The sequence below is a fragment of the Bacillus sp. B1-WWTP-T-0.5-Post-4 genome (genome assembly GCF_009183795.1).
Classification (GTDB): domain Bacteria; phylum Bacillota; class Bacilli; order Bacillales; family Bacillaceae_G; genus Bacillus_A; species Bacillus_A cereus.
Genome location: NZ_WEIJ01000001.1, coordinates 173,302 through 191,893, shown reverse-complemented (window position 1 = coordinate 191,893; position 18,592 = coordinate 173,302). Strand labels below are relative to the sequence as shown.

The window sequence follows — 18,592 nt, the reverse complement described above, 5'->3', positions numbered from 1 at the left end:
CATGGCTCAAATGACAATGATTCAAGCAATCACTGATGCTTTACGCGTTGAAATGAAAAATGACCCTAACGTACTTGTATTTGGTGAAGACGTTGGTGTAAACGGCGGTGTATTCCGTGCTACTGAAGGTTTACAAGCTGAATTTGGTGAAGATCGTGTAATGGATACTCCACTTGCAGAGTCTGGTATTGGTGGACTTGCAGTTGGTCTTGCACTTGAAGGATTCCGTCCAGTTCCAGAAATCCAATTCTTCGGTTTCGTTTATGAAGTAATGGATTCAATTTCTGGTCAATTAGCTCGTATGCGTTACCGTTCTGGTGGACGTTGGACTGCTCCAGTAACAGTTCGTTCTCCATTCGGTGGTGGTGTTCATACTCCTGAACTTCATGCTGATAGCTTAGAAGGATTAGTGGCTCAACAACCTGGTCTAAAAGTTGTTATTCCATCTACTCCATACGATGCTAAAGGTCTTTTAATCTCTGCGATTCGTGACAACGATCCAGTTATCTACTTAGAGCATATGAAATTGTACCGTTCATTCCGTCAAGAGGTACCAGAAGGTGATTACACAATTGATTTAGGTAAAGCTGATATCAAACGTGAAGGTACAGATGTATCTGTTATCGCTTACGGTGCTATGGTTCACGCTGCATTAAAAGCTGCTGAAGAACTTGAAAAAGAAGGTATCTCTTTAGAGGTTGTTGACTTACGTACAGTTCAACCATTAGATATCGAAACAATCATCGCTTCTGTTGAAAAAACAGGTCGCGTAGTTGTAGTTCAAGAAGCTCAAAAACAAGCTGGTATTGCAGCTAACGTTGTAGCGGAAATTAACGACCGTGCAATCTTAAACTTAGAAGCTCCAGTTGTACGTGTTGCAGCTGCTGATACAGTATTCCCATTCTCTCAAGCAGAGAGCGTATGGTTACCAAACCACAAAGATATTGTTGAAGCTGTAAACAAAGTAATGAACTTCTAATTTTTAGCTTTTCATGTGCAAAAGAAATCAGCACATGCTGGTTTCTTTTGTACATATTCCATAATAATGAAATGAATCAGGGGGCTGAATTCCGTGGCATTTGAATTTAAACTACCAGATATCGGTGAAGGTATCCACGAAGGTGAAATCGTAAAATGGTTTATTAAACCAGGCGATGAAGTAAACGAAGACGATGTACTTCTTGAAGTACAAAATGATAAAGCAGTAGTAGAAATCCCTTCTCCTGTTAAAGGTAAAGTACTTGAAGTACTTGTAGAAGAAGGAACAGTTGCAATCGTAGGAGATACATTAATTAAATTTGATGCTCCTGGATACGAAAACCTTAAATTTAAAGGTGACGATCATGATGAAGCTCCAAAAGCTGAAGAAGCAGCAGTAGAAGCTCCAGCAGCGGAAGCTACTCCAGCAGCAACTGCAGAAGTAGTAAATGAGCGCGTAATCGCTATGCCATCTGTTCGTAAATACGCTCGTGAAAAAGGTGTAGACATTCATAAAGTAGCTGGTACTGGTAAGAATGGCCGTATCGTAAAAGCTGACATCGATGCATTTGCAAATGGTGGACAAACTGTAGCAGCAACTGAGGCTCCAGCAGCAGTAGAAGCTACTCCAGCAGCAGCGAAAGAAGAAGCACCAAAAGCACAACCAATCCCAGCTGGTGAATATCCAGAAACTCGTGAGAAAATGAGTGGTATCCGTAAAGCGATTGCGAAAGCAATGGTTAACTCTAAACACACAGCTCCTCACGTAACATTAATGGACGAAGTAGATGTAACAGAACTTGTTGCTCACCGTAAGAAGTTCAAAGCAGTAGCAGCTGACAAAGGTATTAAATTAACTTACCTTCCGTACGTTGTTAAAGCTTTAACATCTGCATTACGTGAATACCCAATGTTAAACACTTCTTTAGACGATGCATCTCAAGAAGTAGTTCATAAACATTACTTCAATATCGGTATCGCAGCTGATACAGACAAAGGTCTATTAGTACCAGTTGTTAAAGATACAGATCGTAAGTCTATCTTCACAATCTCTAACGAGATCAATGATCTTGCTGGTAAAGCACGTGAAGGTCGTCTAGCTCCAGCTGAAATGAAAGGTGCTTCTTGCACAATTACAAACATTGGTTCTGCAGGTGGACAATGGTTCACTCCAGTTATCAACCACCCAGAAGTAGCAATCCTTGGTATCGGCCGTATCGCTGAAAAACCAGTTGTGAAAAACGGTGAGATCGTTGCAGCTCCAGTATTAGCATTATCTCTAAGCTTTGACCATCGTTTAATTGACGGTGCAACTGCTCAAAAAGCGTTAAACCAAATTAAACGTCTATTGAATGACCCACAATTATTAGTAATGGAGGCGTAATAACAATGGTAGTAGGAGATTTCCCAATTGAATTAGATACAGTCGTTGTTGGTGCAGGTCCTGGTGGATACGTTGCGGCAATTCGTGCAGCACAATTAGGTCAAAAGGTAGCAATCATTGAAAAAGCTAACCTTGGTGGCGTATGCTTAAACGTTGGATGTATTCCTTCAAAAGCGTTAATCAATGCAGGTCATCGTTATGAGAATGCAATGCATTCTGATGACATGGGTATTACTGCAGAAAACGTAAAAGTTGACTTTACAAAAGTTCAAGAATGGAAAAACGGCGTAGTTAAGAAATTAACTGGCGGTGTTGAAGGCCTTCTTAAAGGTAACAAAGTTGAAATCATTCGCGGTGAAGCTTACTTCGTAGATGCTAATACATTACGCGTTATGACTGAAGATGCAGCTCAAACTTATACGTTTAAAAATGCTGTTCTTGCAACTGGTTCTACACCAATCGAAATTCCAGGATTCAAATACTCTAAACGTGTTATCAACTCTACAGGTGCTTTAAGCTTACCTGAAATTCCTAAAAAACTTGTTGTAATCGGCGGCGGTTACATCGGTATGGAATTAGGTACTGCATATGCTAACTTCGGTACAGAAGTTACTGTAGTAGAAGCTGGCGACGAAATCTTAGCTGGTTTCGAAAAAGCTATGAGCTCTGTTGTTAAACGCGCTCTACAGAAAAAAGGTAACGTAAATATCCATACAAAAGCTATGGCTAAAGGCGTTGAAGAGACAGAAACTGGCGTAAAAGTTAGCTTTGAGGTTAAAGGTGAAATCCAAACTGTAGAAGCAGATTACGTATTAGTAACTGTAGGTCGTCGTCCAAACACTCAAGAAATCGGTCTTGAGCAAGTTGGAGTTAAAATGACTGACCGCGGCATCATCGAAATCGATGAGCAATGTCGTACAAATGTACCAAACATCTATGCAATCGGTGATATCGTTCCTGGACCACCATTAGCTCACAAAGCTTCTTACGAAGGTAAAGTAGCTGTAGAAGCAATTAGTGGCCATGCATCAGCTATCGATTACATCGGAATTCCTGCAGTATGCTTCACTGATCCAGAATTAGCATCTGTTGGTTACACTAAAAAACAAGCTGAAGAAGCTGGAATGACTGTAACTGTATCTAAGTTCCCATTCGCTGCTAACGGTCGTGCATTATCATTAAACAGCACTGACGGTTTCTTACAACTTGTAACACGTAAAGAAGATGGTCTTCTTGTAGGTGCTCAAGTTGCAGGTGCAGGTGCTTCTGATATTATCTCTGAGATTGGTTTAGCTATCGAAGCTGGAATGACAGCTGAAGATATCGCTCAAACAATCCATGCTCACCCAACATTAGGTGAAATCACAATGGAAGCAGCTGAAGTTGCTCTTGGAATGCCAATTCACATTGTAAAATAATTTAAGTAATGTAAATAGCCCTTCTCTTATTGGAAGAGAGGGGCTATTTTTATTTTCATCAAATGACTTGCAAGGTCTTTAAACGTACTTGTCGAATGAATATATAATACTTTAACAAATGATTCCGGCTTAACTTACTTCAAAGGTAATATATATCATCCTATAATATGTAATTGATTCAAACGTAACCCCATATATTAATAAAATAGAGCATGTCAAAGGAGAAGGTTCCATGAAAATATTACATGTTATATTTTATCATTTACTACTATGGAGTGGCTTTTCCACTGTATTAACATTATCGAATGGTGATAAGTTTCATTATAAAGTTATTCTTTTTTTCGTATTTCTATATTTAGCCTATGTAATAGCATATTTTGTATTGCACGTAAGAAAGCAAGCTTTATTTCTTACATGTTCGAATTGTATATTATTTTTAATCATATTATCTATTTTTTAAATTAGCGTTTATAAAAATACATTGTTCTTCCATTAAATAATTGTAACTCTCCTTCTAATTTCTTCGCTAAAAAACGGCAAAATTCATTTGCTTTCCCTTTGTCACCAAATGTTGCATTAGGTGGTAAAGAAACTTGGATGAAAGATTGTTCATTTTCTATACCAACACCAATATAAATTGAGTCATACCGGTCGTGATTGGATTGAAGTTTTAATGTTGTTGTAGATGTATCTAAAATTTCATAAGGAAAAGCGGTATTTGTATACGTGTAATTAATTTGGGCACCAGTTTTAGAAGTAACTGTTTTATAATAATGAAAAAGTTGTTTTATATCATCTATTGAAACTGATTGTTGGTTGGATTTCGGTACAAGCGTAATAAAGGCGTGTTGCATATAAGTTCCCCCTAACTTAGTAGAATACTATCATTCTACATCCTACTGAATTTTTTGACAATTAAAAGGAGTATTACATGTTTTGTTTAATATACTATTAATGAAACGTGATGTAGAAAGGTGGAAACCAATGTTTGAAAAATTGTATGATGAGCATGAAAGTGTGAAGGTACGATTTTTAGGGTTTATGACACATGATACACGTTATGATTTTGGTGTTATTTATACAAATATGTTTTTTGGAAAGCCGCTCATTGTTTGTATGCAAACAGGAAGGTCTACTTTACTCGGACGAGATGATGTAGAGAATGTTCAATATATACAGGAGATTTTTAAATTAGGATCAGAAGAGGAAGCAAAGGAGTTAGCTCAGTTTTTCAAATTTCTAGTTCCGTCAACTTCTTTACATGCGGAATATGAAGAATAATTAATGTGAAACAGTCGTACTTATAAATATGGCTGTTTTTTATTTGAATATCGCATACTAATTTAAATTTAAAATATTTAATGTGTTATACTAAAAACCTATTGACGTAAAAAGTATAACATATTAAAATAAAGACAGAAAGTTAAGCGGTTACAAAAAGTTTTTGGGATTATAAACTTAGGGGGAAATGAAAAATGGGAACAATCGTATGTCAAGATTGTGAAGGTACAATTGCACACTTCGAAGATGAAAAAGTAACGGTACTTTACGGGAAATGTGGATCTTGCGGATGTGATCACACAGAGCATACAAAAGCCCAATAATTGATAGGAAATGGACAGCTAAAAGTTTTTAGGACCATAAACTTAGGGGGAAATGAAAAATGGGAACAATCGTATGCCAAGTATGTGAAGGAACAATCGGACATTTTGAAGATGAGAAAACGACGGTACTTTACGGAAAATGCGGAACAAATTGTGACTGTGCTAGAAAAGATAATGCGAAAGCTTAATGATAAATAAATAGATTACTATTGAAACTCAGGGGGAAATGAAAATGGGAACAATCGTATGCCAAGTATGTGAAGGAACAATTGGACATTTTGAAGATGAAAAATCAACAGTACTATACGGGAAATGTGGATCTCATTGCGAATGTGACCATAAAGAACATACAAAAGCTTAATAATAAGAAAAAGCGCCTACATGTGTAGGCGCTTTTTTAATAAATTGTAGTTGTATGACCAACTGTTGCAACGATTGCATCATCCCTAATCGGAATAAAGCTTATGGAGGTCTGTGGTGTACTAGAAGAAGCGTATTGGCTCATTATACGACTATCGATACGGGTAATAGTATCGGTCAAGAAAGCTGAAATAAAAGCGTAAGGGACTCGTCGTTCATTTAATGAATAAATAATTTCTTCTTTTGTTTTTACACCTACGCCATGCCCGTAAAAAAAGAAATTTCCTAAATAGATTGTATTTTCTCCTTGCCATTCAATCGTAGCTGGATTTACTTGTGGGTTTTTAAAGTAAACGAGGTCACCTGGAACAAGATCGCCACCGTTTTTTGTTATAAGCCTTAGATCTTGGTCGTAGTCCCATGTATAAAGTAAAAGGTTTGCAAATAGACGATTGAAAGTTTCTTCCTCATACAATGATAGTAAAGCTTTATAAAAAATAATGATCATAGCGGTTGCGCATTCAGTTCCATATAGTTTTCCGTTTTTGAAAATATCCTGTATGGCAATAGAAGGTGGTATGTTTGGAAGAAGCTCGAATCCCCCAAGAGACGTTCTTTTCCAATACTGGGGGTTGCAAAAGGATTGTTGAAATGTACGAAATTGAAATCCACTTTGAAAAAGCTCTAGTGCAGAGATAATAATATTAACTCGTAAATTGAGATCAAAGCTGAGTTCATCAGCTGTTCGGAAGGAATAAACTTCTTGATTTCCTGCCATTATTGATAAAATTTGTTGTTTCTCTGCTGCAAATGGCTCATATTCATTTGTAATATAAGGATGTACAATAGAACGGCCTATTACAATCATAATAGTATCCCCACCTATACGTTACATTCTTAAGTATCGTATGAAGAAAAGGAAAAAAGGTGAAAAAAAAGCCTATCAACTGATAGGCTTGTACTCTTTAATAACACGTAATGTTTGTAATGTCATATCTTCAGGACCTTGTACAGGTAAACCTGCTTCTAAGTTTTTACGAATATACTCTAAGTTTTCTTGTGTAATAATTTCCCCCGGAGTAAAGATTGGAATCCCTGGCGGATAAACCATAACAAAATCAGCTATAATACGACCCGCTGCATTTTCAAATGGAATGACTTCTGTTTCCGAATAAAAAGCATCTCGAGGAGAAAGTGCTAGCACTGGAATTTCTGGAATCTCTACTTGTACTTGAACACCTTTATCTGCCCTATTTCTAAATGTTGCTGCTAAATCTTGTAATGCTGCAATAAGTGTATTTGTATCACTTTCTGTATCTCCCAAAGTGATAAGACATAGTATGTTGTATAGATCTGAGAGTTCTACTTCAATGTTATATTGCTCTCTAAGCCATACTTCAGCTTGGTGGCCGGTAATACCTAAATCTTTTACAGATACAATTATCTTTGTAGGATCATAGTTAAAGGTAGCATCTGTACCTAACATTTCTTTTCCAGGACAGTAAAGATGCTCAATAGAATTTATAGCATCACGAACATGCTCAGCTAATTGTATTGTTTGTTCTATGAGTGCTGTTCCTTCTGTAGCAAGACGTTTTCTCGCAACATCAAGGGATGCTAACAAGATGTAAGAAGTTGATGTAGTTGTAAGCATGCTAATAATAGATTGGACATGCTTTACATTCACTAAGCCTTCTTTCACATTAAGAATAGAACTTTGAGTTAAAGAGCCTCCTAATTTGTGAACACTTGTTGCTGCCATATCCGCACCAGCTTGCATCGCTGACATAGGTAATTCATCGTGAAAATGAATATGAACACCATGAGCTTCGTCGACTAGTACAGGGATGTCATAAGAATGTGCTAATTGTACAATCTGTTCTAAGTCTGCAGCAAACCCAAAGTACGTTGGGTTAATAACAAGTAAGCCCTTTGCATCTGAGTGCTCTTCAAGTGCTTTTTTGACAGATTGAATTGTGATTCCATGAGAAATACCGAGCTTCGGATCGATTTCAGGATGCATGAAAATCGGTTTTGCACCTGAGAAAATAATAGCTGACATTACTGATTTATGCACGTTTCGTGGTACTAGGATTTTGTCACCAGGACCGCAAACGCTCATCACCATTGTCATAATAGCGCCACTTGTACCTTGAATAGAAAAGAAAGTATGATCTGCACCGAATGCTGCTGCTGCTAAATCTTGTGCTTCTTTAATCATACCTTTTGGATGATGTAAATCATCGAGTGGCGCAATATTAATTAAATCAATTGCTAATGCATTATGCCCAATAAATTCGCGAAATGTAGGATCCATGCCCTGTCCTTTTTTATGACCAGGAATATGGAATTGAATTGGATTTCGCTTACTGTGCTCAACTAAAGCGGTAAACAATGGTGTTTCGTATTGGGACAATCTATACACCCCTTCTTCTTCATAATATTTAGTGTAATTTGTTTTATATAATCCTGCTCTAAAAAAGTGTAGCCCTTTTTAGAATAAGGCTTGTTTTTCTGCCATTCAAAAAATCGTTTTTGAGATGGTAGCTTCACTTTATTTTCTATAAAACAAAAGCATTATATCACCAATAATTATAGATGTATAGAAAAAAATCTTTTTAAGGTGAGTATGTTTAATAGTTAGCCTCAACTAATGAATAGAGGAAGACAATTCCATTAAAATGAATAAATAGTGTATAATGCAGAGTGGCTATAATGAAGAATAAAATATTCTCTTTAAGATAGCATAATGAAACAAGAAGAAATGATAAATGAGGTGCGAAATGGAATATCAATATCCGTTAGATTATGATTGGTCAAATGAGGAAATGGTTACAATGGTGAAGTTTTATGAAGCGATTGAGAAAGCTTATGAAAAAGGAATTATAAGAGAAGAGTTAATGGGTTTATATCGTCGTTTTAAAGAGATTGTTCCATCGAAAGCAGAAGAAAAGAAAATTGATAAAGAATTTCAAGAAGTAAGTGGATACTCTATATATCGTGCTATTCAAAGGGCAAAAGAAGTCGAAGAACAAAAGCTTGTAAAAATGTAAAAAATATTTTGAAAAATAAAAACCGAAGTGATATAATGTGATAACAACTAAAAACGGACAATATAAATTGTCCGTTTTCTACTATCGATTACAAAGTGCATATAAAGGAAGGAGTGATTGCATCGTAGATTCAATCTTAGCAAGGAATTGTTCGTTGGTCATTGCTGAAAACTCCTCTGGTGATATATGAATACCAACTAATAATTCTGCTTTTTTTACAGTAGCTAATCGTTCAATCATCTTTTGTAAGTCTTCGGTTTCAAGTGTTTTATGTAATTTCACACTTGGTTTAGTATGGTCAATGGACCAAACGAAGTCATTTGGAATATTTGTTTTTAAATCATTTAAATGTTCTAAGAAGGCATGAGCCGTCTCAACTTTTTGTGGACACTCATAGATTAAACCAAAGTATATGAAGGCATGAGTACCCCATAAGCCGATTTGGAAATGCGGTAGCATTTTATATCCTCGTTTATTTGTTGAAAAAGCAACCCAAGTATCGTTTGGTGGATTGACTTTGCGGCGTGCGTGTTTTGCAACATGATAAAAAAAGTTCTCATCAGTTTGTTTGGATAAGTATTCTGCAAATTGTTCCCCTAAAGCTTCTAGCTTAGGATGAATGTTCGTTTTAATTGCACTCATTCGTTCTTCGAGACCATCAACTGTAAAGACATCAAAATCAGTTGACTTGAATGTTTGAATTGTCATGATTGTTCCTCCAACTCCTATTTTGCTTTTATTTTAGCATAGCTTGTACTATTCATAAAAAAAACAGCACAAAAAAATTTAAATAAAAAAATATAATTTTGTTGCATAGATGATTTATCCAACATAGTATAGTATAAAACAAAAAATCAGAAAATTGAATTAATTCTAGTCCGAGGGCAGACGAATATTGGGAGGAGGCAAATAATATGAGACAGGTGATTAATGCGTTAAAGAGAACAGATGCTGAAAAGAGAATACCGGTGCTACGTTTGGAGCTAGATTATGAATTAGCAACTTTATATGATGCGATGATGGAAGATGATAACCAGAAAAAAGAAGAGTGTGTACAAAAGTTAGAAGTGTTAAGACTTGAAATGATTCGTTTAGAAGCGTAATAATAGTATATGTATAAAAAATTAGTTGGTGCGAACCTTATAAAGGGTTCGTTTTTTCTGTGAACAGTATAGATCGGAGTGTTTAAACATGCAAGAAGTATGGAAAGACATCGATGCACACGCCAAACGGTGGATTCGGGATGCAGGAGAGCATTTAATGGCATCAATGAAAAAAGCACTTATTATAGAAACAAAATCAAATGCAGCTGACTTAGTTACAAATATGGACCGAGAGATAGAACAGTTTTTAATTGGGAAAATTAAAGAAACATTCCCGAATCATAATATTTTAGGAGAAGAGGGTTATGGAGACGAGATAACGTCTTCTGACGGGGTTGTTTGGTTAATTGATCCAATTGACGGCACGATGAACTTTGTTCATCAAAAAAGAAATTTTGCGATTTCAATTGGGATTTATGAGAACGGTATCGGAAAGATTGGACTTATATATGATCCAGTGCATGATGAACTATATCATGCAGTCAAGGGATCTGGAGCTTTTTGTAATGATATATCAATTCCTCCATTGGAAAAAGGAACTGTAGAGCAAGGTATTGTAGCTTTAAATGCGATATGGCTTACAGATAATCCATTGCTTAATATGGAAAGTATGATGGCACTTGTTAAGAAAGCAAGGGGCACAAGGTCATATGGCTGTGCAGCGTTAGAGATGGTATACGTTGCAACAGGAAGAATAGATGCATATGTAACGCCGAGATTATCACCATGGGATTTTGGCGGAGGGCAGATAATTGTAGAAGAAGTTGGAGGTAAGGTGACGACATTCTCTGGAGCGCCACTTTCTATCATAGAGAAGAGCAGTGTGTTAGTTGCAAAACCAGGAGTGTATGAAGAAGTGTTATCGTTTATATGAGAGCAACAAAAAAAGTAAGAGGCTGTGTATAAGCTTCTTACTTTTTAGCGTTATTGTGATTTGCGCATTTTTCTTTTTGTTACAAAACCGTATCCAACTGTAACAAATGTGCCGATAATGCAAATAATAATACCGATTGGACTATTTTCAGCAATCATAATGCCGATACCGATTAAGAAAATAACACCGATAATTGCAGTTAATAAAAAGCGATATTGAATGTGTTCCATTTCTTCACCCTCCAATCTCATTTTACTTTCACAAAAGTAAGAATACAACTATATTTTCATTCTTGCTTTTATTTTAATTGCTATTGTATCCCCTTCGCTCTTATAATAGAGAAGGATTAAAAAGACATTAGGAGTTGGACATGTTGAAAAAACGACAAGATTTACGTAATATAGCAATTATTGCCCACGTTGACCATGGTAAAACAACACTTGTTGACCAGTTATTACGTCAAGCGGGGACTTTCCGTGCGAACGAACACGTTGAAGAACGCGCAATGGATTCAAATGATCTAGAAAGAGAACGCGGTATTACAATTTTAGCGAAAAATACAGCGATTCACTATGAAGATAAAAGAATTAACATTTTAGATACACCTGGTCACGCTGACTTCGGTGGAGAAGTAGAACGTATCATGAAAATGGTTGATGGTGTTTTACTTGTTGTTGATGCATATGAAGGTTGTATGCCACAAACACGATTTGTTTTAAAGAAAGCTCTTGAGCAAAACTTAACTCCAATCGTAGTTGTAAACAAAATTGACCGTGACTTCGCTCGTCCAGATGAAGTAGTTGATGAAGTAATCGACTTATTCATTGAGCTTGGTGCAAACGAAGATCAATTAGAGTTCCCAGTTGTATTTGCATCAGCAATGAACGGAACAGCAAGCTTAGATTCAAATCCAGCAAATCAAGAAGAGAATATGAAATCATTATTCGATACAATTATCGAACATATTCCAGCACCAATTGATAACAGCGAAGAGCCACTTCAATTCCAAGTAGCACTTCTTGATTACAACGACTACGTTGGACGTATTGGAGTTGGTCGCGTATTCCGCGGTACAATGAAGGTTGGACAACAAGTTGCTTTAATGAAAGTAGACGGAAGCGTGAAGCAATTCCGCGTAACGAAATTATTCGGTTACATGGGATTAAAACGTCAAGAAATTGAAGAAGCAAAAGCAGGGGACTTAGTAGCCGTTTCTGGTATGGAAGACATTAACGTAGGTGAAACAGTATGTCCAGTTGAACATCAAGATGCGTTACCATTATTACGTATTGATGAGCCAACACTACAAATGACGTTCCTTGTAAATAACAGCCCATTTGCAGGTCGTGAAGGTAAATACATTACATCTCGTAAAATTGAAGAGCGTCTTCGTTCACAATTAGAAACAGATGTAAGTTTACGTGTAGATAATACAGATTCTCCTGATGCGTGGATCGTATCTGGACGTGGGGAACTACATTTATCTATCTTAATTGAAAACATGCGTCGTGAAGGTTATGAATTACAAGTATCTAAGCCAGAAGTAATCATTAAAGAAGTTGATGGCGTAAGATGTGAGCCTGTAGAGCGCGTACAAATCGATGTACCTGAAGAATACACTGGTTCTATTATGGAATCTATGGGTGCACGTAAAGGTGAAATGTTAGATATGGTGAATAACGGAAACGGTCAAGTTCGCCTTACTTTCATGGTTCCAGCACGTGGTTTAATTGGTTACACAACAGAATTCTTAACATTAACTCGTGGTTACGGTATTTTAAACCATACATTCGATTGCTACCAACCAGTACACGCTGGACAAGTTGGTGGACGTCGCCAAGGTGTTCTAGTTTCACTTGAAACAGGAAAAGCATCACAATACGGTATTATGCAAGTTGAAGACCGTGGTGTAATCTTCGTTGAACCAGGTACAGAAGTATATGCTGGTATGATTGTCGGAGAACACACTCGTGAGAACGACTTAACAGTTAACGTTGTGAAAATGAAACAACAAACTAACATTCGTTCTGCGACGAAAGATCAAACTTCAACAATGAAGAAACCACGCCTAATGACTTTAGAAGAATCATTAGAGTACTTAAACGATGACGAGTTCTGTGAAGTAACTCCAGAATCAATTCGTCTACGTAAAAAGATTCTTGATAAGAGTGAGCGCGAAAGAGCTGCTAAGAAAAAGAAATCTGTTGAAGCGTAAAAATAAAAAAACAACGCCCTTTATAAAGGGCGTTGTTTTTTTATTTTGTTTATTTTTTTAGAATATTTACTCTTTTTTGTGGACAGTATTTTTTTTGCGAGTTACTCTTGTATTAAGTGTATAAAGAAAATTGCATTTTACTGCTAGGGGGGAAGAGTGTGTTAGAAAGGATGTCTTTTTTTGCAAAATTGTGTAAGGTAGATGAAAATCCAGAGTTAGGAATGTGGTTACTTTATGGGACGATTATTATATTAAGTGCTCTCGTTTATAATTTAGGGTTTGCTAGAAAGTTGTCTGTACTAAAAAATATTGTGATATACATATCATTAGCAATTGGATGCACAGTATTAACCTTTTTTGCTGTGTTTTTACCTGTTGGAGAAGGACTTGTTGTAGCGGCAATTGTACTTGGAATTTATAGACTGCGTTTGCGTCAAGCGAAACAACAAAAAGCAGGATAAGAAAGGGGAGTTTTCATGCGTTCAGTACAAGATGCACTATATAATTGGTTAACAATTAAAACAGTTGCGGAAGCACGTCCAGATGATAGTGCTGCAAAAGAAACATATTTGTTATTTCAAAATATGGTATATGAAGAACATAAATTAAGAAATGTGGAAGTCGAAAAGAACGAGGAAATGTATTTAATTACATATGAAATAAATGGAGAACGGAAATCTGCAAGGTTTCCGTTAGAAGCCATTGATTGTTTTTTGGATCAGATGAATCGTGAACCAGAAAAATATAAATAAGTCCTTATCTATATGAGTAAGGACTTATTTACATTTTACCAATCATCTTCGATTTTTTTATCACGATATAATCGGAAATTACCACTTGCATGACGTTCCATTGTACGCTCTGCAATTCGTTCCGAACATTCCATGCACATATATGTATGAATAGGGCGATTACGCAGTTTTTTTGCCATAGGATTTTCATCATCTAACATATCTTTTTTATCACAAATCATACATTTGACTCTCATTTCGTCACCTCAATACGAATTCTATCAGTATAAGTATATCATGGAAGTATAATGTTTTTGAATAATAGTGGGAAAAAATAATATTTTCGCAATTCGAAAAATAAGTTATGATAAGGATATACCAAGTATATTTGGAGGTGAAAATATGGCGAATGTAGTAGAGCCTACCTTAACAGAGGATTTAGTACAAACGTTGCGTAAAGAGTGTATTGTTATGATAGCAACGACAGATTTCGAAAAACAAGTTCCTAACGTAAGTGCTATTTCTTGGGTGTATGCAGTGAGTAAAACTAGTATTCGATTTGCAGTAGATCAACGTTCACGTATTGTGGAAAATATACGTCATAATACAGGTGTGGTATTGACTATAATGGCGAATGAATCCGTATTTTCTATAAGTGGTGCAGGTGAAATTTTGACAGATAGAATGGAAGGTATTTCTCTAAAATTAACTGTAATAGAAGTAAAGGTGCAAGAAGTGCGTGATGTTATGTTTTATGGAGCGAAACTTGCAATTGAACCAACATATGAAAAAACATATGATCTTCGGGCAGCGAAAAAGCTGGATAACGAAGTCTTAGTAGGGATAAGAGAATTATAAAGATGCTAAATAAGAAATTCGTTTATTCACTTTTGTAGTCGGTTATTGTGATTTAACGTTAATAATTATAATAAAAAGTAATATATTGAATAGAAATGAATAAAGAATAAATAAAAGGTTTAATGACTATGATTTTCGATTCTACCTCGTTTACACGGTACATATAATTATAACAATGGTTCGTCCATATTTTATGGATGAAACCCTTGTTCTACAAATTTAAAAGTGGAGTCAGGGGGTAACAGGTTGGATAAAATTTATGTGTTAGATACGAATGTACTTTTGCAGGATCCTTTATCTATTTTTTCATTTGAAACCAATGAAGTAGTGATTCCAGCAGTTGTATTAGAAGAGGTTGATTCGAAAAAACGTTATATGGATGAAGTAGGAAGAAACGCTCGTTATGTATCTAAGTTAATAGATAAATTTCGTGAAATAGGAAAGCTGCATGAAAGTATCCCGCTAGAAAACGGCGGAACATTTCGTATTGAATTGAACCATCGTTCATTTGTGCAACTACAAGATATTTTTGTAGAAAAAACAAATGATAATCGAATTTTAGCTGTAGCAAAAAATCTATCTTTAGAAGAACAGGAAAAAGAGGACGGGAAGTCTGTTATTTTAGTAAGTAAAGATGTACTCGTAAGGGTAAAAGCTGATGCAATTGGTTTGAAGGCTGAAGATTATTTAAGTGATCGCGTAATTGAAGTAGAAAATATATATTCTGGTTTTTTAGAAGGATATATATCAAAAGAACAATTGGATTATTTTTATGAGAAAGGTGAATTGCCTCTATCTGAAATTGCGAATCATCCTTTTTACCCAAATCAATTTGTAGTAATGAAAGATGCATTAGGGGGCTCTAGTTCTGCGCTTGGCATTGTGGATCACTTAGGGAAGAAGGTAAAGAAACTTATTTTTCACAATGAACAAGTGTGGGGGATACGACCACGAAACGTGCAGCAAATTATGGGATTAGAATTGTTGCTTCGTGAAGATATTCCGCTTGTAACGTTAACGGGGAAAGCCGGCACAGGAAAAACGTTACTTGCGTTAGCTTCGGGACTTATGCAAACAGAAGACTTAGGGTTATATAAAAAATTACTTGTGGCAAGACCAATTGTTCCAGTCGGAAAAGATATCGGTTATTTACCAGGAGAAAAAGAAGAAAAATTAAGACCATGGATGCAGCCAATTTTTGATAACCTAGAGTATTTATTTAATACGAAAAAGCCAGGAGAGTTAGATGCTATTCTAGCTGGAATGGGTTCGATTGAAGTAGAAGCCCTTACTTATATACGCGGGAGAAGTATTCCAGATCAGTTCATTATCATTGACGAAGCACAAAATTTAACAAAGCATGAAGTGAAAACGATATTAACTAGGGTAGGGGAAAAGAGTAAGATTGTATTGATGGGAGATCCTCAGCAAATTGATCACCCATATTTAGATGAATATAATAATGGCTTAACGTATGTTGTAGAGAAGTTTAAAGAACAGCGTATTAGTGGTCATGTGAAGTTTGTTAAAGGAGAGCGATCTAATTTAGCTCAACTAGCAGCAGATTTATTGTAAAAAAGGAGTGAGCTTAAGCTCACTCCTTTTCTTTAAATAATTGTAAATTTACGGATGTTACGGATTGGATTTTGTTGATTAGATCCATCATTGAAATAGAGATGAACAGGCCCGTCTTCTTTTAATGGTTTTCCTTCTTTTGAAAAGCCTAGTATAGCATTTTTGACAGTTTCTAATGGAAGTGTCATTGTATGATCTACCGTTTCAATTTCAACTTGCGTAGCGTCCTCTAAAATTTCAGCGTTAGCAAGGAATGGATGAAATGGTATACCAAATGTTCCAGTAATCAGCTGTTCTTTTTTATATTTCTTCACACTTTGTTGTATTGGAGGAAAAGCGGCACCATCACGGATTTCGCGATCCCAATGTTCTGAAGTGTTTTTTAAATAAGTTTCTAGTTCAGACGTGTTTTCTCTAGTTTCATCAAAGTAAGTTGTCAAATCTACTTTTCGATCATCAAAGATCCAAACAGTTGGATCAATAGTGATTGGAAAACGTACTTTTCCGTTAATAAATAAAATTTCGCTCATTGTTGTTCCCCCATTTGTGTTATACTCCCACTTTTCAGTATAATAGTATTAGACACTGTTGTCACAAAAAATGTTTCTATTGCAATTTATTAAAACTATCGCTAATATTAATAGATAGGATAGAGGAGAGTAGGACGGAAACGGAGGGAATCAATTTGGCGTCTGAGACAGTAGCAAATCATCAGGAAAAGGCACTAGCCCTTCTACAAGCGGATGCAGAGAAGATTTTAAGACTTATTAAGGTGCAAATGGACCATCTTACAATGCCGCAATGTCCATTATATGAAGAAGTGTTAGACACACAAATGTTTGGACTATCCCGCGAGGTCGATTTTGCAGTTCGCCTTGGTCTTATTGCAGAAGAACAAGGGAAAGCAATGTTAGGTGAGCTCGAACGTGAGTTATCTGCACTTCATGAAGCATTTACAAACAAACAACAATAACGGGTTCAAATAAGGGGGCTCAAACTAAATTAGTTTGAGCTTTTTATTTGTATAATAAAGCAGGAAGAATCAATGTACATATGGAATACAACAATAATTAAATTGAAACAGAAAGAGGAAATGAAATGAAAAAAGTATGGAAATCAATGGATTATTCATTATTACTTCCTCTTGTTATCTTATGTGTGCTGGGAGTAATAATGGTATATAGTTCTAGTTCCATTGTTGCGATTTCGAGGCATAACTGGCCGGCAAATTACTTTTTTAAAAAACAATTAATAACTTTAGCTATTGGAACGGTATTGTTAGTAATTGTAGCTTCGTTACCTTATAAGTTTTGGAGGAAACGAATAATTTTATCCGCGATGGGGCTAGGGAGTATTGCTTTACTAGCAGCAGCCTTGATTTTTGGTAAGGAAATAAATGGTGCAAAAGGTTGGATATTAGGTATACAGCCCGCTGAATTTGTTAAACTATCGATTATTATTATATTAGCTCGCTTTTTTGCAAGGAGACAAGAAACAAATACACCTGTTTTTAAAGGGTCGGGACTTACACTTGGATTTGTTGGAATGGCAATGTTTTTAATTTTAAAGCAAAATGATTTAGGTACCGATTTGTTAATTGCAGGAACAGTAGGGATTATGTTTCTTTGTTCAGGAGTAAGGATTAATTTATGGATTAAACGAATTGTTTTAACTTCTATAGTATGGATTCCAGCTCTATATTTTTTGGCTAATTATAAATTAAGTGGATATCAAAAGGCACGTTTTTCAGTTTTTCTTGATCCATTCAATGATCCTCAGAATGATGGATTCCAATTAGTAAATTCTTTTATTGGAATTGCTTCAGGAGGGCTAAATGGTCGAGGATTAGGAAATAGTGTGCAAAAATATGGGTATTTACCAGAACCGCAAACAGATTTTATTATGGCTATTATATCTGAAGAATTAGGTTTTATTGGTGTAGCTATTATTTTAATTTGCTTGCTACTTATTATTATTCGTTCATTCAGGATTGCTCAAAAATGTAACGATCCTTTTGGAAGTTTAATTGCAATCGGAATTGCAAGTTTAATAGGAGTACAAACTTTTGTTAATGTTGGTGGTATGTCTGGATTAATACCGCTTACGGGAGTGCCTTTACCATTTATTAGTTATGGTGGAAGTTCCTTAATAGCTAATCTACTTGCGATGGGGATACTACTCAATATTGCTAGTCACGTGAAACGACAAGAGAAACAACAGAATGGATTAATGAAAGAAAAAGAACAAAATGGACCACATCTTGTAGTTGTAAAATAAAAACACATTGTGCTTTAGAGCATGATGTGTTTTTATTTTTAAGTAGTTTTAAATGTGATGTATTAATATATCTTTCGGTTAAACGATATATCACATTTAGTTTAATGTGATATACAATTAAGTTGTTAGAAAAGGAAGAGGTATGCTATACTATTTTTGTGA

General features: G+C 35.7%; 25 protein-coding genes. 18 read left to right on the top strand and 7 right to left on the bottom strand.

The features are described 5' to 3' along the window. Position 1: 1 nt before the first annotated feature. From pdhB to GBN91_RS00980, 4 genes are all read left to right on the top strand, one after another. Complete coding sequence (gene pdhB, locus GBN91_RS00995) at positions 2–979, top strand: pyruvate dehydrogenase complex E1 component subunit beta (protein ID WP_000068168.1); 978 nt, start codon at positions 2–4, stop codon at positions 977–979. A gap of 93 nt (positions 980–1,072) precedes the next feature. After that, positions 1,073–2,362, top strand: a complete 1,290-nt coding sequence (gene pdhC, locus GBN91_RS00990) for a pyruvate dehydrogenase complex dihydrolipoyllysine-residue acetyltransferase (RefSeq protein WP_000863419.1) — start codon at positions 1,073–1,075, stop codon at positions 2,360–2,362. Positions 2,363–2,367: 5 nt separating this feature from the next. Further along, a complete protein-coding gene (lpdA, locus tag GBN91_RS00985; protein WP_000260104.1) occupies positions 2,368–3,780 on the top strand; it encodes a dihydrolipoyl dehydrogenase in 1,413 nt (470 codons plus the stop codon). A 232-nt stretch (positions 3,781–4,012) separates the two neighbouring features. Beyond that, positions 4,013–4,240, top strand: coding sequence for a hypothetical protein (locus tag GBN91_RS00980; protein ID WP_000697469.1), 228 nt, complete (start codon positions 4,013–4,015; stop codon positions 4,238–4,240). A gap of 1 nt (position 4,241) precedes the next feature. Here the strand turns inward: GBN91_RS00980 and GBN91_RS00975 are convergent, their stop codons facing one another. Beyond that, positions 4,242–4,634 (bottom strand): DUF1885 family protein, encoded by a 393-nt coding sequence (locus GBN91_RS00975; protein ID WP_001163299.1) that lies wholly within the window; start codon positions 4,632–4,634, stop codon positions 4,242–4,244. Positions 4,635–4,764: 130 nt separating this feature from the next. On the opposite strand from GBN91_RS00975, the gene GBN91_RS00970 reads away from it, so the two are divergent. From GBN91_RS00970 to GBN91_RS00955, 4 genes are all read left to right on the top strand, one after another. Next, a complete protein-coding gene (locus GBN91_RS00970; RefSeq protein ID WP_000462038.1) occupies positions 4,765–5,061 on the top strand; it encodes a DUF3055 domain-containing protein in 297 nt (98 codons plus the stop codon). 194 nt (positions 5,062–5,255) lie between these two features. After that, the gene (locus GBN91_RS00965; RefSeq protein WP_000536778.1) at positions 5,256–5,384 is read left to right on the top strand and encodes a GapA-binding peptide SR1P; all 129 of its coding nucleotides are present in this window, start codon (positions 5,256–5,258) and stop codon (positions 5,382–5,384) included. Positions 5,385–5,443: 59 nt separating this feature from the next. Beyond that, entirely contained in the window at positions 5,444–5,572 is a 129-nt protein-coding gene (locus GBN91_RS00960; RefSeq protein ID WP_000536803.1) for a GapA-binding peptide SR1P, read from the top strand. A gap of 44 nt (positions 5,573–5,616) precedes the next feature. After that, positions 5,617–5,745, top strand: a complete 129-nt coding sequence (locus tag GBN91_RS00955; protein ID WP_000536796.1) for a GapA-binding peptide SR1P — start codon at positions 5,617–5,619, stop codon at positions 5,743–5,745. A 36-nt stretch (positions 5,746–5,781) separates the two neighbouring features. Here GBN91_RS00955 and GBN91_RS00950 read toward each other — a convergent pair whose 3' ends face one another. Next, the gene (locus GBN91_RS00950; protein ID WP_000635337.1) at positions 5,782–6,612 is read right to left on the bottom strand and encodes a protein-glutamine gamma-glutamyltransferase; all 831 of its coding nucleotides are present in this window, start codon (positions 6,610–6,612) and stop codon (positions 5,782–5,784) included. Between the two features lie 75 nt (positions 6,613–6,687). Continuing rightward, entirely contained in the window at positions 6,688–8,160 is a 1,473-nt protein-coding gene (gene speA / locus GBN91_RS00945) for an arginine decarboxylase (protein WP_000084899.1), read from the bottom strand. A 367-nt stretch (positions 8,161–8,527) separates the two neighbouring features. Between speA and GBN91_RS00940 the strand changes: the two genes are divergently transcribed. Next, positions 8,528–8,797 carry a UPF0223 family protein gene (locus tag GBN91_RS00940; protein ID WP_000456562.1) on the top strand — a complete coding sequence of 90 codons (270 nt, stop codon included), beginning with the start codon at positions 8,528–8,530 and terminating at the stop codon, positions 8,795–8,797. Positions 8,798–8,878: 81 nt separating this feature from the next. Here GBN91_RS00940 and GBN91_RS00935 read toward each other — a convergent pair whose 3' ends face one another. Continuing rightward, positions 8,879–9,505, bottom strand: a complete 627-nt coding sequence (locus GBN91_RS00935; protein WP_000155317.1) for a YktB family protein — start codon at positions 9,503–9,505, stop codon at positions 8,879–8,881. A 206-nt stretch (positions 9,506–9,711) separates the two neighbouring features. Here GBN91_RS00935 and GBN91_RS00930 point away from each other — a divergent pair, with 206 nt between their 5' ends. Together GBN91_RS00930 and GBN91_RS00925 are read left to right on the top strand one after the other, a co-directional pair. After that, entirely contained in the window at positions 9,712–9,900 is a 189-nt protein-coding gene (locus GBN91_RS00930) for a hypothetical protein (protein WP_001250165.1), read from the top strand. Between the two features lie 88 nt (positions 9,901–9,988). Further along, positions 9,989–10,774: an inositol monophosphatase family protein gene (locus tag GBN91_RS00925; RefSeq protein WP_001158701.1), complete on the top strand. Its 786-nt coding sequence runs from the start codon at positions 9,989–9,991 to the stop codon at positions 10,772–10,774. Positions 10,775–10,824: 50 nt separating this feature from the next. Here the strand turns inward: GBN91_RS00925 and GBN91_RS00920 are convergent, their stop codons facing one another. Further along, positions 10,825–11,004, bottom strand: coding sequence for a DUF5325 family protein (locus GBN91_RS00920; protein ID WP_000400127.1), 180 nt, complete (start codon positions 11,002–11,004; stop codon positions 10,825–10,827). A 140-nt stretch (positions 11,005–11,144) separates the two neighbouring features. On the opposite strand from GBN91_RS00920, the gene typA reads away from it, so the two are divergent. The 3 genes from typA (at position 11,145) to GBN91_RS00905 (ending at position 13,741) form a co-directional block, all read left to right on the top strand. Continuing rightward, the gene (typA, locus tag GBN91_RS00915) at positions 11,145–12,989 is read left to right on the top strand and encodes a translational GTPase TypA (RefSeq protein ID WP_000914762.1); all 1,845 of its coding nucleotides are present in this window, start codon (positions 11,145–11,147) and stop codon (positions 12,987–12,989) included. Positions 12,990–13,147: 158 nt separating this feature from the next. After that, a complete protein-coding gene (locus GBN91_RS00910) occupies positions 13,148–13,450 on the top strand; it encodes a YlaH-like family protein (RefSeq protein WP_000893662.1) in 303 nt (100 codons plus the stop codon). Positions 13,451–13,465: 15 nt separating this feature from the next. Next, complete coding sequence (locus GBN91_RS00905; protein ID WP_001258151.1) at positions 13,466–13,741, top strand: hypothetical protein; 276 nt, start codon at positions 13,466–13,468, stop codon at positions 13,739–13,741. 35 nt (positions 13,742–13,776) lie between these two features. Here GBN91_RS00905 and GBN91_RS00900 read toward each other — a convergent pair whose 3' ends face one another. Then, positions 13,777–13,977 (bottom strand): YlaI family protein, encoded by a 201-nt coding sequence (locus GBN91_RS00900; protein ID WP_002082250.1) that lies wholly within the window; start codon positions 13,975–13,977, stop codon positions 13,777–13,779. A 145-nt stretch (positions 13,978–14,122) separates the two neighbouring features. Here GBN91_RS00900 and GBN91_RS00895 point away from each other — a divergent pair, with 145 nt between their 5' ends. Both GBN91_RS00895 and GBN91_RS00890 read left to right on the top strand, forming a co-directional pair. Further along, the gene (locus GBN91_RS00895; protein WP_000024596.1) at positions 14,123–14,578 is read left to right on the top strand and encodes a pyridoxamine 5'-phosphate oxidase family protein; all 456 of its coding nucleotides are present in this window, start codon (positions 14,123–14,125) and stop codon (positions 14,576–14,578) included. A gap of 246 nt (positions 14,579–14,824) precedes the next feature. After that, the gene (locus GBN91_RS00890; RefSeq protein ID WP_000358083.1) at positions 14,825–16,153 is read left to right on the top strand and encodes a PhoH family protein; all 1,329 of its coding nucleotides are present in this window, start codon (positions 14,825–14,827) and stop codon (positions 16,151–16,153) included. Positions 16,154–16,185: 32 nt separating this feature from the next. Here the strand turns inward: GBN91_RS00890 and GBN91_RS00885 are convergent, their stop codons facing one another. Continuing rightward, on the bottom strand, positions 16,186–16,683 hold the full coding sequence (locus tag GBN91_RS00885; protein ID WP_001289809.1) for a molybdopterin-binding protein: 498 nt from the start codon (positions 16,681–16,683) through the stop codon (positions 16,186–16,188). Positions 16,684–16,838: 155 nt separating this feature from the next. Here GBN91_RS00885 and GBN91_RS00880 point away from each other — a divergent pair, with 155 nt between their 5' ends. After that, positions 16,839–17,126 carry an Fpa/YlaN family protein gene (locus GBN91_RS00880; RefSeq protein WP_000135694.1) on the top strand — a complete coding sequence of 96 codons (288 nt, stop codon included), beginning with the start codon at positions 16,839–16,841 and terminating at the stop codon, positions 17,124–17,126. 125 nt (positions 17,127–17,251) lie between these two features. Next, complete coding sequence (locus tag GBN91_RS00875; RefSeq protein WP_000758411.1) at positions 17,252–18,430, top strand: FtsW/RodA/SpoVE family cell cycle protein; 1,179 nt, start codon at positions 17,252–17,254, stop codon at positions 18,428–18,430. Positions 18,431–18,592: the final 162 nt, after the last annotated feature.

Bases quoted from the DNA above. Each gene is read 5' to 3' on its own strand.
- GBN91_RS00920 (WP_000400127.1), bottom strand. From the start codon at position 11,004: ATGGAACACATTCAATATCGCTTTTTATTAACTGCAATTATCGGTGTT.
- typA (WP_000914762.1), top strand. From the start codon at position 11,145: ATGTTGAAAAAACGACAAGATTTACGTAATATAGCAATTATTGCCCAC.
- GBN91_RS00875 (WP_000758411.1), top strand. From the start codon at position 17,252: ATGAAAAAAGTATGGAAATCAATGGATTATTCATTATTACTTCCTCTT.
- GBN91_RS00960 (WP_000536803.1), top strand. From the start codon at position 5,444: ATGGGAACAATCGTATGCCAAGTATGTGAAGGAACAATCGGACATTTT.
- GBN91_RS00955 (WP_000536796.1), top strand. From the start codon at position 5,617: ATGGGAACAATCGTATGCCAAGTATGTGAAGGAACAATTGGACATTTT.
- GBN91_RS00900 (WP_002082250.1), bottom strand. From the start codon at position 13,977: ATGAGAGTCAAATGTATGATTTGTGATAAAAAAGATATGTTAGATGAT.
- pdhB (WP_000068168.1), top strand. From the start codon at position 2: ATGGCTCAAATGACAATGATTCAAGCAATCACTGATGCTTTACGCGTT.
- lpdA (WP_000260104.1), top strand. From the start codon at position 2,368: ATGGTAGTAGGAGATTTCCCAATTGAATTAGATACAGTCGTTGTTGGT.
- GBN91_RS00905 (WP_001258151.1), top strand. From the start codon at position 13,466: ATGCGTTCAGTACAAGATGCACTATATAATTGGTTAACAATTAAAACA.
- GBN91_RS00895 (WP_000024596.1), top strand. From the start codon at position 14,123: ATGGCGAATGTAGTAGAGCCTACCTTAACAGAGGATTTAGTACAAACG.
- GBN91_RS00925 (WP_001158701.1), top strand. From the start codon at position 9,989: ATGCAAGAAGTATGGAAAGACATCGATGCACACGCCAAACGGTGGATT.
- GBN91_RS00950 (WP_000635337.1), bottom strand. From the start codon at position 6,612: ATGATTGTAATAGGCCGTTCTATTGTACATCCTTATATTACAAATGAA.
- GBN91_RS00975 (WP_001163299.1), bottom strand. From the start codon at position 4,634: ATGCAACACGCCTTTATTACGCTTGTACCGAAATCCAACCAACAATCA.
- GBN91_RS00930 (WP_001250165.1), top strand. From the start codon at position 9,712: ATGAGACAGGTGATTAATGCGTTAAAGAGAACAGATGCTGAAAAGAGA.
- GBN91_RS00965 (WP_000536778.1), top strand. From the start codon at position 5,256: ATGGGAACAATCGTATGTCAAGATTGTGAAGGTACAATTGCACACTTC.
- GBN91_RS00935 (WP_000155317.1), bottom strand. From the start codon at position 9,505: ATGACAATTCAAACATTCAAGTCAACTGATTTTGATGTCTTTACAGTT.
- GBN91_RS00970 (WP_000462038.1), top strand. From the start codon at position 4,765: ATGTTTGAAAAATTGTATGATGAGCATGAAAGTGTGAAGGTACGATTT.
- GBN91_RS00940 (WP_000456562.1), top strand. From the start codon at position 8,528: ATGGAATATCAATATCCGTTAGATTATGATTGGTCAAATGAGGAAATG.
- GBN91_RS00980 (WP_000697469.1), top strand. From the start codon at position 4,013: ATGAAAATATTACATGTTATATTTTATCATTTACTACTATGGAGTGGC.
- GBN91_RS00885 (WP_001289809.1), bottom strand. From the start codon at position 16,683: ATGAGCGAAATTTTATTTATTAACGGAAAAGTACGTTTTCCAATCACT.